This is a genomic window from Hoeflea ulvae (assembly GCF_026619435.1).
GTDB lineage: Bacteria > Pseudomonadota > Alphaproteobacteria > Rhizobiales > Rhizobiaceae > Hoeflea > Hoeflea ulvae.
This window is the reverse complement of the sequence record NZ_JAOVZQ010000001.1, coordinates 4,810,224-4,822,943: the sequence shown is the minus strand read 5'-3', so window position 1 is coordinate 4,822,943 and position 12,720 is coordinate 4,810,224. Positions and strand designations below refer to the sequence as shown.

The 12,720-nt window shown below is 61.8% G+C and carries 11 protein-coding genes; 10 read left to right on the top strand and 1 reads right to left on the bottom strand.

Translation table 11 applies throughout. From position 1 onward, the window contains the following. Window positions 1-2: 2 nt before the first annotated feature. The 10 genes from OEG82_RS22865 (at window position 3) to OEG82_RS22820 (ending at window position 11,919) form a co-directional block, all read left to right on the top strand. Window positions 3-1,169, top strand: coding sequence for an acetyl-CoA acetyltransferase (locus OEG82_RS22865; RefSeq protein ID WP_267614661.1), 1,167 nt, complete (start codon window positions 3-5; stop codon window positions 1,167-1,169). 10 nt (window positions 1,170-1,179) lie between these two features. Beyond that, complete coding sequence (locus OEG82_RS22860; protein WP_267614660.1) at window positions 1,180-1,599, top strand: Zn-ribbon domain-containing OB-fold protein; 420 nt, start codon at window positions 1,180-1,182, stop codon at window positions 1,597-1,599. Window position 1,600: 1 nt separating this feature from the next. Further along, window positions 1,601-2,836, top strand: a complete 1,236-nt coding sequence (locus tag OEG82_RS22855; RefSeq protein ID WP_267614659.1) for an acyl-CoA dehydrogenase family protein — start codon at window positions 1,601-1,603, stop codon at window positions 2,834-2,836. Window positions 2,837-2,858: 22 nt separating this feature from the next. Further along, a complete protein-coding gene (locus OEG82_RS22850) occupies window positions 2,859-4,979 on the top strand; it encodes an acetate--CoA ligase family protein (RefSeq protein WP_267614658.1) in 2,121 nt (706 codons plus the stop codon). A 79-nt stretch (window positions 4,980-5,058) separates the two neighbouring features. Beyond that, complete coding sequence (locus OEG82_RS22845; protein WP_267614657.1) at window positions 5,059-5,859, top strand: enoyl-CoA hydratase/isomerase family protein; 801 nt, start codon at window positions 5,059-5,061, stop codon at window positions 5,857-5,859. A gap of 45 nt (window positions 5,860-5,904) precedes the next feature. Further along, window positions 5,905-7,068: an acyl-CoA dehydrogenase family protein gene (locus tag OEG82_RS22840; protein ID WP_267614655.1), complete on the top strand. Its 1,164-nt coding sequence runs from the start codon at window positions 5,905-5,907 to the stop codon at window positions 7,066-7,068. A gap of 29 nt (window positions 7,069-7,097) precedes the next feature. Beyond that, window positions 7,098-8,657: a class I adenylate-forming enzyme family protein gene (locus OEG82_RS22835; RefSeq protein WP_267614654.1), complete on the top strand. Its 1,560-nt coding sequence runs from the start codon at window positions 7,098-7,100 to the stop codon at window positions 8,655-8,657. Then, window positions 8,650-10,011 carry an MmgE/PrpD family protein gene (locus OEG82_RS22830; protein ID WP_267614653.1) on the top strand — a complete coding sequence of 454 codons (1,362 nt, stop codon included), beginning with the start codon at window positions 8,650-8,652 and terminating at the stop codon, window positions 10,009-10,011. Before OEG82_RS22835 ends, OEG82_RS22830 begins: the two co-directional genes overlap by 8 nt. Then, window positions 10,008-10,766 carry an SDR family NAD(P)-dependent oxidoreductase gene (locus OEG82_RS22825; protein WP_267614651.1) on the top strand — a complete coding sequence of 253 codons (759 nt, stop codon included), beginning with the start codon at window positions 10,008-10,010 and terminating at the stop codon, window positions 10,764-10,766. The genes OEG82_RS22830 and OEG82_RS22825 overlap by 4 nt, the downstream gene beginning before the upstream one ends. Continuing rightward, window positions 10,759-11,919 carry an acyl-CoA dehydrogenase family protein gene (locus OEG82_RS22820; protein WP_267614650.1) on the top strand — a complete coding sequence of 387 codons (1,161 nt, stop codon included), beginning with the start codon at window positions 10,759-10,761 and terminating at the stop codon, window positions 11,917-11,919. The genes OEG82_RS22825 and OEG82_RS22820 overlap by 8 nt, the downstream gene beginning before the upstream one ends. Before the next feature lie 41 nt (window positions 11,920-11,960). Here OEG82_RS22820 and OEG82_RS22815 read toward each other — a convergent pair whose 3' ends face one another. Beyond that, a complete protein-coding gene (locus OEG82_RS22815; RefSeq protein ID WP_267614649.1) occupies window positions 11,961-12,581 on the bottom strand; it encodes a TetR/AcrR family transcriptional regulator in 621 nt (206 codons plus the stop codon). Between the last annotated feature and the right edge of the window lie 139 nt (window positions 12,582-12,720).

Here is a 12,720-nt window from a genome sequence, read left to right as displayed (position 1 = left end):
CAATGGCTAGAGAAGCAGTAATCGTGGGCGTGGGCGACGTGCCCCTGTCGGACGGCAAGGTCGTTGGCGGCGGATCAGTGTTGCAGGTCCAGGCGCGCGCGGCCAATGCGGCGCTCAAGGATGCCGGCATCAGCATGTCCGATGTCGACGGTCTGCTGGTCGCGGGCCTGTGGGGCGTTCCCGGACCGGGGCTTTTGCCAAGTGTCACGCTGGGCGAATATCTCGGCATCTTTCCACGCTTTGCCGACACCACCAATATCGGCGGATCCGCCTTCGAGGCGCATGTGGCGCATGCAGCCATGGCGATCGAGCGGGGCTATTGCGACGTGGCGCTGATCGTCTATGGCAGCACCCAGCGCAGCGAGCGCAGCCGCACGCTTGGCGGACGTCCGAGCGTGCTGACCATGCAGTTCGAGAATGTCTGGGGCATACCGCAGCCTGTCGGCGGCTACGCGCTTGCCGCAAAGCGTCACATGTACGAGTTCGGCACCACCGAGGAACAGCTGGCCGAAATCGCCGTGGCAACGCGCAAATGGGCGAGCCTCAACCCGGCGGCCACCAAGCGGGACCTGATCAGCATCGACGATGTGATGGAATCGATGCCGATTTCGGATCCGCTGAAGCTGCTTGACTGCTGCCTGGTCACCGACGGCGCAGGCGCGATTGTCATGACCAGCGCCGACAATGCCAAGGCGCATGGCGCCAAGGCCGTTCACGTGCGCGGCTTCGGAGAGGCCCATACCCATTGGAGTATCGGCGCGATGCCGGATCTGGCCAGGCTGACAGCGGCGGAAATGTCGAGCAAGACAGCCTTCGAAATGGCCGGAGTCAGCCCCGATTCGATCGATCTCGTCGAATGCTATGACAGCTTCACCATCACCGTTCTGATGACGCTTGAGGCGCTCGGTTTCTGCAAGCCGGGAGAGGGCGGCGCCTTTGTCTCCGGCCAGCGGACAGCACCTGGCGGGGCATTTCCGCTCAACACCAATGGCGGCGGGCTGTCCTATTGCCACCCCGGCATGTACGGCATTTTCCTTCTCGTCGAAGCGGTCCGGCAGTTGCGCGGCGAAGCCGGCGAGCGCCAGGTCGACAATGTCCGCACCGCGCTGGTGCACGGCACCGGCGGAACCCTTTCGAGTGGCGGCACCGTCATTCTTGCCAATCATTGAGGACCAGCCGATGACCAGCACCACCTATGACAAGCCGCTTCCGATCATCGATCCCGGCACCCGGCCGTTCTGGGATGCGGCGAGGGAGCACCGGCTCTCGATCCCGCAGTGCAATGCCTGCGGCAAGCATCACTTCTATCCGCGCGAGCTGTGCCCGCATTGCCATTCCGATGATCTGCAATGGACCGATGTGAGCGGCCAGGGCGAGGTCTATTCCTACACCATCGCCCGCAAGCCGGCGGGGCCGGTGTTTGCCGCCGATGTTCCGTATATCATCGCCATGATCCAGCTTGACGAAGGTCCGCGCATGCTGACCAATCTCGTTGTGCCCGATGTCGAAGCGGTCCGGATCGGCGACCGGGTGGCGGTCAGCTTCGATGATGTCACCGAGGAGGTCACCTTGCCGAAATTCACGGTGGTCGGGGCGTGATATGAACAGAACCCATGTCGGAGATGACGTCATCGCCATCGGTGACAGCCTGATCCGTTTCCTCGAACGCGAAGTCGCACCGCTGGAAGACGCCAATCGGCAGCTCCTGGCCAGCGAACGGACGATCTATGATGAGAACGGATACTTCGTCGAGGAGGTTGCGGCGCTCAGGCGCACGGTGCGGATGCGCTCGGCCGAGCAGGGTTTTTACACCATGTTCGGGCCTGAAGAAATAGGCGGCGGCGGACTCGGTCCGGTCGCGGCCGTCTATCTGAATGCGCTGCTGGCGGAAGTTGCGGGACCGGGACGGGTTCTGGTTCACCCCGTGATCGTGCCTTCGCCCTTTACCAACGGTCTGTCGCCGGTGCTGACCTCGCTCGGCGAGGATCAGCGGCAGCAGTTCCTGCCGGGCCTTGCCAGCGGTGACAAGACCCTGTGCTTCGCATTGAGTGAGCCCGATGCCGGCTCGGATGTGTTCGCGATGAAGTCGCGCGCGGTACGTGATGGAGATGACTGGGTCCTTACCGGGACCAAGCAATGGATCACCAATGGTCCTTATGCGGACTATGTGATGGTGTTCGCGGTGACCGATCCGGACCTCGCAACCCAGCGCAAGGGCGGGATCACTGGTTTCTTCGTAGAGACCGCCTCTGCCGGATTCTCGGTGGTTTCGACCATTCCGGTGATGGGGCATCTGGGCGCGGAAATCGGCATTCTCAGTTTTGACGGCGTACGGGTGCCCGATGTCCAGCGGCTCGGCGAGCCGGGGCAGGGGCTGAAAGTGGCGATGAACGGCGTCAACACCGGCCGGCTTGGACTGTCGGCAACCTGCATCGGGCTGGCGCGGTGGGCGCTCAACCAGGCGCTGGATTACGCCAAGGTGCGCAAGACCTTCGGCAAGCCGATCGCCGAGCACCAGGCGGTGCAGATCCTGCTGGCTGAAAGCGCTCTCGATATCTATTCGGCCGAAACCATGCTGCTCGACTGCGCGACAAAACTCGAAAGCGGGGTTCGTTCGATCGCCGAGACCTCGATGGTCAAGCTGCATTGCACCGAGGCGGCAAACCGGGTGTTCGACCGCTGCATCCAGGTGCATGGCGGCATGGGTCTGACCAACGAGCTGCGGCTCGAGGAAGGCTACCGGTTCACCCGCTCGATGCGGATTCCCGACGGAACCAGTGAAATACAACGCCGCACGATTGCACGGGAGCTGCTGGCTTCCGGAGTCAATTTCTGACTTGGCAGAACAGGAACACGACATGAATCACGTCTCGCCCGCCACCGATCTCGATCATCTGTTCCGGCCACGCTCGATTGCCATCCTGGGTGCCTCGAACGATCCCAATCGCATTTCCGGCCGGCCGCTGCGCTATCTGCTGGAGGGCGGCTTCAAGGGCGGGCTCTATCCGGTCAATCCCAATCGCGAGACCGTGCAGGGGGTCAAGGCCTATGCCTCGCTCGCTGATGTGCCGGAGGTTCCCGACGTGGCTCTTCTGGCCGTTCCTGCGGCGCTGACCGAACAGGCGGTGGTCGAATGCATCGAAAAGGGTGTTCGTGCCGCAGTGATTTTTTCGGCAGGCTATGCCGAAAGTGGCGATGACGGTCTGCTGGTGCAGGACCGGATCGCCGCAACGGCCAAGGCCGGCGGGCTGCGCCTGCTGGGCCCCAATTGTCTCGGCATGTTCAATTCGAATATCGGCTATTTCGGCACCTTCACCCAGTCGCTGGATCGCGAGATTCCCTCGCCCGGTCCTGTCGGCATTGTCAGCCAGAGCGGGGCCTACGGCTCCCACATCGCCTATCTCGCCCGCAAGCGCGGCATTGGCGTGAGCTACTGGATCACCACGGGCAACGAGGCCGATGTCGACGTGGCGGAATGCCTGTACTGGATGGCCGGACAGTCAGACATCAAGGTCATCATGGCCTATGTCGAAGGTGTTCGCAACGGGCCGCGGTTCCGCGCCGCGCTGGCACTGGCGCGCAGGAACCGCAAGCCGGTGGTGATGATGAAAGTCGGGCGCTCGGAAGTCGGCGCCAAGGCTGCGAGTTCGCACACCGCCTCGCTTGCCGGATCCGACGAGGTCTATGATGCGCTGTTTAGGCAATATGGCGTGCATCGTGCCGCCACCACCGAAGAACAGCTCGATGTCGCCTATGCCTGCACCCGCGGCATTTTTCCCCAGGGCAACAAGCTTGGCGTGGTGACGTTGTCGGGTGGCGCCGGGGTGCTGATTTCGGATTCGGCGGAGCGGTATGGCCTCGATGTTGCGCCGATGCCGGAAGCGGCCCAGAAGCAACTGAAGGAGCTGCTGCCCTTCGCCTCGGTGGAAAATCCGGTCGACACGACGGCGCAGGCGCTCAATGACATGAGCCTGCTGTCGAAGAACATCCACATCATGCTTGAGCAGGGTGGTTATGACGCCTTGATCGGCTTCTTTTCCACCGTGCCCAGCACACGGACGCTGTCGGCTCCCCTGCGCCAGGCCATCACCGATGGCTGCGCCGCCTTTCCGGACCGGTTGGTGGCCATGGAAATGGTGACGGACGAGGAAACGGTGCGTTCCTACGAGAAGAACGGGTTCCTGGTTTTCGAGGATGCCGACCGCGCCGTGCTGGCGCTTTCGGCGCTGACGCGTTTCGGCACCGCCTTCGAGAATGCCGGCAGCGAGGCTGAGGACGATATCGCTGCCGCAGCACCGCTGGCGACCGGGCAGGTTTCCGAATATGAAGCCAAGCGCATCCTGGGGCAGGCGGGCATTCCGTTTCTCGACGAAAAGCTCGTGAACGCCGCCGGTGCGGCCGGAGATGCCGCCGATGCCATCGGCTATCCTGTGGTCATGAAAATCGTGTCCCCGGACATTGAACACAAGACCGAGATCGGTGGTGTGCTGGTCGGGCCGGGTGACCGGGCCGAGGTGATGGCAAGCTATGACACGCTGATCGCGCGGGCAGCGGAGCATTGCCCGGATGCGCTGATCGAGGGTGTTCTCGTGGCGCCGATGGCCAAAAAGGGTGTCGAGACCATCATCGGAGTCAGCCGCGATCCGGTGTTCGGTCCGGTGGTCATGTTCGGCCTGGGCGGTGTTCATGTGGAGGTGCTCAAGGACGTTGCATTCAGGCATGTGCCGTTCGACAAGGCGGAGGCCCTGTCGATGATCGACCAGATACGTGGCCGTGCCCTGTTGTCCGGCGTTCGCGGCGCACCGCCATCCGATGTCGATGCGCTGGCTGACGTCCTGGTCAGGATCTCCGCCTTCGCCGCGGCTCATCGCGACAATATCGAAACCATAGATCTCAACCCGGTCATTGCCTTACCTGCCGGCCAGGGCGTGGTGGCGCTTGACGCACTTCTTGTGCCGCTGAGCCGAATTGGCGCTTGAACTGGGTCTATTTTCGAACTATCGTTAGAAAAATAAGGGCGCTCTTCATCGCCCGTCATTCCATCCCGGAGGATTTCCCATGATCGTAGACTATTCGAGCTACAAATATTTCCTGTTCGAGCAGGATGGCCGCACGATGACCGTGACCATGAACCGGCCGGATCAGCTCAATGCGATGACCGCCGAGATGCACGAGGAATCATCGCGGGTCTTCTACGATCTGTCGCTCGATCATTCCATCGACGTGGTCATCTTCACCGGCGCCGGCAAGGCGTTCTCGGCCGGCGGCGACATTGTCGGCATGCGCGAAATGTATGAAGACACCGAGATGTTCGATCGCTCGATCAACGAGGCCAAGCGCGTCGTGTTCGGCATTCTCGATTGCGACAAGGTGATCATCTGCAAGATGAATGGCGACGCGGTCGGGCTGGGTGCGACGATGGCCCTGTTCTGCGATATCATCATCGCTGCAGACCATGCCCGCATCGGCGATCCGCATGTGCGCGTCGGGCTGGCAGCCGGAGACGGCGGCGCCGTGATCTGGCCGCAGGCGATCGGTTATGCCAAGGCCAAGGAATATCTGATGACCGGTGACCTGATCACTGCGCCTGACGCTCAGGCCATGGGCATGATCAACTATTCGGTGCCGGCAGACGAGCTTGACGCCAAGGTTGATGCCATGGCCAAGAAACTCGGCAATGGCGCAATGAAGTCGATCAAATACACCAAGACCGCCATCAATATCGGCCTCAAGCAGCTGGCCCATACCATGATGGACACCTGCATGGCCTATGAAGCGCTGACCAATCGCAGCCAGGATCACCTGGAAGCGATCAACGCCTTCAGCGAGAAGCGCAAGCCGAAATTCACCGGACTCTGATCCGCCACGTCTGCACAGCCTGCCCCGGTCGTTTTGGAGAAGAGAATGGATTTCGGCGAACCCGAACATATCGGCATGTTGCGAGAGAGCATTCGGCGAATGCTCGACCGCCATGCCACGCGCGAGCAGATGGCGAAATGGGACGAGGAGGACAAGGTTCCTCGCGCCCTGATGGAGCATATCCGCGAACTCGGCATCTGCGGCATGACCGTGCCGGAATCATTTGGTGGCACCGGTCGCGACGTGCTCGGCACCATGGTTGCGGTCGAGGAGCTGTCGCGCCGTTCGATGGTGATCGCCACGCTCTATCTGATGAATTCCTGCTATGGCAGCATGAACATTCTTGCCTCCGGCAGCGAAGAGCAGAAGCAAAGGCTGTTGCCGCAACTGGCCGACGGCCAGTTGCTGTTTGCCTATGGGTTGTCCGAACCCGATGTCGGTTCGGACCTTGCCAGCGTGCGCACGCGCGCCGAACGTCACGGCGACAAGGTGATCATCAACGGCACGAAGCGCTGGTGTTCGGGCGCAGAGATCGCCGACTACATCTATGCGCTGGTGCGCAGCGGTGAGCCGGATGCGCGTTACAAGAACCTGTCGCTGGTGCTCCTTCCGACAAATGCCAAGGGCATCGAACTCACACACATTCCGGCCATGGGTGCGCGTGGCCTCAACACCAATGATGTCTCGCTGGTCGATGTCGAGATTTCCATCGACGACGTGGTCGGCGGCGAGGACGGCTGGAACAATGGCTGGACCCGGCTTGCCGGTCCGGCGCTCGAAGTCGAGAAGCTCGAGGTTGCAGCCATGGCGCTGGGAATCGCGGCCCAGGCGGTCGACGATGCCTGGGAATATTCGCAGCAGCGCAAGCAGTTCGGCAGCCGGATCTGTTCCGTGCAGTCGATCCGTCACATGCTGGCGGATGTCCAGACCAAGCTCGCGGCGGCGCGGCTGATGCTCTATCGCGGCTGCTGGCTGGCCGACAACAATCTGCCCTGCAGCGCCGAGACCTCGATGGCCAAGATGTATGTCTGTGAGCTCGGTCTCGAAATCGTGCTGACCTGCCAGAAGATCATGGGCGCCTATGGCTATGCCAAGGGCTTCGACATGGAACGCTATGTCCGCGACATGCTGCTGATGCCGATCATCGGCGGCTCGACGGCCATCCAGAAAAACAACATCGCCAACCGGATGGGGCTGCCGAAGTCCTGAGGCCGGCGGTTATAAGGGGAGGAAACTGCATGATCGACACACTTGGCGATATCCTGCGCAACAATGCATATAAATTCCCCGATGAACTGGCCTGGGTGATCGGCGAAGACCGCATCAGTTTCCGCCAGCATCACGACCGTGCCCAGCAACTGGCTTCGGCGGTCTACAATCTCGGTGTTCGCAGGCAGGACCGGATTTCGGTGCTTTCGCAGAACACGCGCGAGTTCATGGAGATCTACAGTGCCGGCGAGCTGGCTGGCTACATCGTTACCACGGTGAACTTCCGGCTGGCCCCGCCGGAGATGGCCTATATCCTCAAGGATTCCACACCGCGCGTGCTGTTTTTCGAGGGACGCTATACGGAAACGGTCGAGCAATTGCGCCACGACCAGCCGCATATCGAAACCTATGTCTGTTTCGGTGCCGAGGCCCCCGACTGGGCCCTGTCCTACGAGGATTTCCTCGCATCGGGAGATCCGTCCGGGGCGCCGTCGCGGCCGATGCCCGATGACATCATGCACCTGATCTACACCAGCGGCACCACCGGCCGCCCCAAGGGCGTGATGCGGACCCACCGGGCCGAGATCAATGTGGCGCAGCTGATGGCGACAGAGCTCGGCGTGATCGTCAGCGACCGGATGCAATTGATGATGCCGGTGTTTCACGTCGGCTCGCGGTTTCTGCAGCTCGGTGCGCATCTGCGCGGCGCCACCGTCGTGTTTCACTATGATTTCAAGCCCGAGGAGGTGGTTGCGACCATCGAGCGGGAACGGATCACGATGACCCATCTGGCGCCGACCATGGTGCAGGCGGTGCTTTCGGTTCCGGGCATCGAGACAACCGACCTGTCATCGCTGCACACGCTTTGCTATTCGGCCGCGCCGATGCCGGGGCCGGTGCTGCGCAGGGGACTTGAACTGCTCGGGCCTGTTTTCCTGCAGCTTTACGGCATGACCGAGGGCGGCGGCACGACCCTGCACAAGCGCCAGCACAAGCCGGACGGCACGGCGCAGGATCTCAAGCGCCTGACATCCATCGGACAGGCGGCGCCCAATGTGGATATCCGCATCGCCGATGACGAGGGCAACGAATTGCCGGTCAACCAGCCCGGAGAGATCCTGACCAGGACCACCACGCATATGGCGGGCTACTGGAACAACAGCCCGGCAACGATCGCAGCCCTTCGCGATGGCTGGTACCGCACCGGTGATCTCGGCTATCTCGACGAAGAGGGCTTTCTCTACCTGGTCGACCGCAAGAAGGACATGATCATTTCCGGCGGCGAGAACATCTATTCGCGTGAAGTCGAGGAGGCTCTCGCCTCCCATCCTGCGGTGCTTGATGCCGCTGTCATCGGCGTCAAGGACGAATACTGGGGCGAGACGGTGCGGGCGGTCGTGGTCGCATCGGAGGCGGTGGAAGAAGCCGAACTGATTGCCCACTGCAAGACCCAGATCGCCAGCTACAAGAAGCCCAAGAGCATAATTTTTGTCGACGAATTGCCGCGCCTGCCGAGCGGCAAGATCAACAAGACCATCCTGCGCGAGGTCCATGGCGCGCCCGCACCAAAGGCCAGCGACAATGCTTGAACAGGCCGCGCCACCCGAAGTCACCCGCTGGCTCGCCGAACGGGCTTCGGCCATCGGATTTGACGATCTGCCCGAAGAGGCGGTCATGGTCGCACGGCAGTGCATTCTGGACTGGTTCGCCGTCACCATTGCCGGGGCCTCGGAACCCGCTGTCGCGATCCTGCGGGAAGAGGTTCTGGAAGATGGCGCGACACCAGTCGCCACGCTGGTCGGTTCCGGCGAACGGACATCTGCGGTCAATGCGGCGCTGATCAACGGGACGGCGTCCCACGCTCTCGATTTCGATGATGTCAACATGTCCATTCTCGGTCACCCGACCGTGGCAGTCCTGCCTGGTCTGCTGGCATTGGCGGAAGCAAGAGGCGCATCGCCGCGTGCCTTGATCGAGGCTTTTGTGGCCGGTTACGAAGTCGCCTGCCGCACTGGCGAATTGATGAGCCCGAGCCATTACAATCACGGATTTCATGCCACCGCGACTGTCGGAAGTGTCGGGTCGGCTGCCGCCTGCGCGCGGCTTCTGGAGCTTGATCCGGATGCCACGGCGACCTCCTACGGCGTTGCTGCGACCCTGGCGTCAGGGCTGAAATCCATGTTCGGCACCATGTGCAAGCCGTTGCATGCCGGCCGTGCCGCCCAGAACGGGCTTTCGGCGGCGCGGCTTGCTGCGCGCGGCTTCACCAGTCGACAGGACGCGCTCGAATGCGCCCAGGGACTGGCGGCGACACAGAGCGTGGATTTCAATCCGGAGGAGGCGATGCGGGCCGAACCGCTCGACTTCCACATCCGCCGCAATCTCTTCAAATACCACGCCTCCTGCTACCTGACCCATGGAGCAATCGAGGCCGGGATCAAGCTGCGCACCCAGCACGACGTGTCGACCAATGCGATCGCGAGGATCACCATCCGTGTGGCGCCGGTGACCGACAGGGTCTGTAATCTGGCCGCACCGGCGACCGGGCTCGAGGCAAAGTTCAGCCTGCGCCTGACCGTTGCGATGGCACTGGCCGGACGCAACACGTCTGCCATTGCCAGCTACACCGATGCCGCGACGCAGGATCCCGAACTGGTCCGGTTGAGAGACATGGCAATGATCGTCTTCGACGAGACCTTTCCCGAGGCAAAGGCGGAGATCACGGTCGAAACCATCGATGGGGTCATCTATTCGGCCAATCATGATGCCGGAGTTCCCGACAGCGATCTGGCGCGTCAGCAGGGCAAGCTGGAAGACAAGTTCATCGCGCTGGTCGAGCCCATTCTCGGTGGAGAGACACGGCAGCTGCTGCAACGCCTCACCAGTATCGACGAAGCGGCATCGCTTGATGAAATCCTGGCCATGACGCGGAGAAGCAAATGACAGACAAGCACCCCGGAACCGCCTTTGTCACCGGTGCCGCCAAAGGCATCGGCCGCGGAATTGTCGAGCGGCTGGTGGCTGATGGTTACAAAGTGGTGGCGATCGACCGGCTGGACAGCATTCACGAGCTCGGCGAGAAACTTCGGGCGGAGGGAGCCGACATCGTCACCGACGTTGCCGATATCCGCGACCGTGCCGCGCTTGGCGCGCTGATGGACCGCGCCGCGCCACTGGATGTGATCGTCAACAATGCCGCCATCACCAGCACGCACCGGTTTGAAGACCTGACCGAGGATCATTTCCGCGAAGCTTTCGACGTCAATGTCGTGGGAACCTTTGTCGTGGCCCAGGAAGGTGCGCGGCGCATGCGCAATGGCGGTCGCATCATCAACATCGCGTCCCGGTCCTTTGCCGGCGCACCGCAGATGGCGCATTACGCCGCCTCCAAGACCGCGGTGGTCGGTCTGACACGGTCCATGGCGATCGATCTTTCGCCACGCGACATCCGTGTCAACGCAATTGCGCCAGGCGTGGTCGATACCGACATGCTGCATTACATGAGCGAGGAACGCCAGCAGGCCATGCTCGGGCTTCAATTGCTGGGCCGGATCGGTCAGCCGGAGGATATCGCCCGGGCGGTGTCCTTCCTGGCCTCACCGGATAACATCTACATTACGGGGCAGGTCATGATTGTCGACGGCGGTCGTTCGCTCGGCCAGGGCCAGTTGCCCCCGGAGGAGTCTGCCTATGCCTGAACTGACCGACGAACACCGCATGATCCAGGAATCGGCGCGCGATTTCACCCGAAACGTGGTGCTGCCGGCCGCCAACAGGCTGGACCCGGTCAAGGGCGACATTCCCCGCGAAATAATCGACCAGATGGCCGAGCTCGGCTATTTCGGGATCCTGATCCCGGAAGAATATGGCGGGCTTGGTCTCGGCGCCTTCGAATATTGCCTGGTTGCCGAGGAACTGGCGCGCGGCTGGATGAGTGTCGCCAGCCTGATCGCCCGCGGCAATGCGCTGATCGGGTCGCTCAAATACATGACGCCGGACCAGCAGGCGCATTATCTGCCGAAGATGGCCCGCGGCGAGTTCCTCGGCGCCTTCTCGCTGTCGGAACCGGATGCGGGGTCCGACGTGGCCAATATTTCCTGCCGGGCCAAGCGGGTCGGCGACGAGTGGGAGATCACCGGCAACAAATACTGGTGCACCTTTGCCGATGGCGCCGATTTCATTCTGGTCTTTGCCCGCACCGGAGAAACAATCGACCCCAAGGCGCGCCACCGCGGCATTTCGGCCTTCATGGTCGAAAAACCCCGCGGGGAACTGCCGGAGGGCGTGTCGGGCAATACCATTCCCAAGATCGGCTATCACGGCTGGACCACCTGGGAGCTGGCCTTCGACAAATGCCGGGTGTCTGCGGACAAAATGGTCGGTGAAGAAGGCAAGGCGTTCTACCTGGCGACGGCAGGACTGGAGACGGCGCGGGCGCATACCGCGGCCCGCTCCATCGGTCTGGCGCAGGCAGGTCTCGATGACGCCATCGAATATTCCAAGCAGCGGCGGCAGTTCGGCGCGTCGATCTCGTCGTTTCAGGCGATCCGCTTCAAGATTGCCACCATGGCCACCGAGATCGAGGCCGCGCGGTCGCTGATGTATTCGGTGTGCGAAAAGATCGACCAGGGCGTGCGCTGTGACAAGGAAGCCTCGATGGTCAAGCTGTTTGCCAGCGAGATGTCGGAGCGGGTGACCAGCGAAGCGCTGCAGATCCTGGGCGGCGGCGGCTACACCACGCTCAATGCTGTGGAGCGGCACTGGCGCGACGCAAGGCTGACCAAGATTTTCGAGGGAACCTCGGAAATCCAGATGCGGATCATTTCGGATCATATTCTGGGCCGCGACTGAGACTTGGCCGGCAAAGGGGGCGCAGGCCTCCTGCCGGCGGGTCAGGTGTCGCTGGGGCCCGGCTCATGCCGCATCAGACCCTCGACCACGACAGAACTGAATTCCCGCGCCACCTCGTCGATGCTGCGGCCGCCCGGTTTGAACCATTCCACCGTCCAGTTGAGCGCGCCGAGAATGAACAGCCGGGCAAGGGTGATGTTGGCATTCGGGCGAAATTCGCCCCGCTCCTTGGCCCCCATCAGGATCTCCTGCCACATGGTGCCATAGAGATCGCGCAGACGCATGTTCTTGAGCCGGATACTCTCGGGCACCTGGCCGAACACCCGCCGTGTGGCCAGCGTGTAGTCGCCATATTCGATGATGGCCGACAGGTGGGCATAAACGGCGGTTTCAATCCTCTGGCGTCCGGTGGCTGTTTCGGGAAGGGCGTCGAGCGCACTTTTCACCGAGTCCGAGACCGCATGAATACCCAGATCGAGCACGGCGCTGATCAGTTCATCCTTGGACTTATAGTGGTAATAGATGCTGCCGGCCTTCAAGTCAGCCTCGTCTGCAATGGCGCGCATGGTGGTTCCAGCATAACCATTGTCCCGGAAGATCTTTGCCGCAGCATCGAGCACCCGTTTTTGTGACACTTCTGACTTGGTTGGCTTTTTTGTCATGAAAGGCGTCCTTTAAAACGCTTATATCTTTCGCATCGAAATATGACAATCAGCGCCAGGCCATTTTCTAACAGCTGGTCGATTATTCACATTTTCTAACTGGTGTTAGGTTTTTCTTTGGTGTAGCCTTGCGGCGATC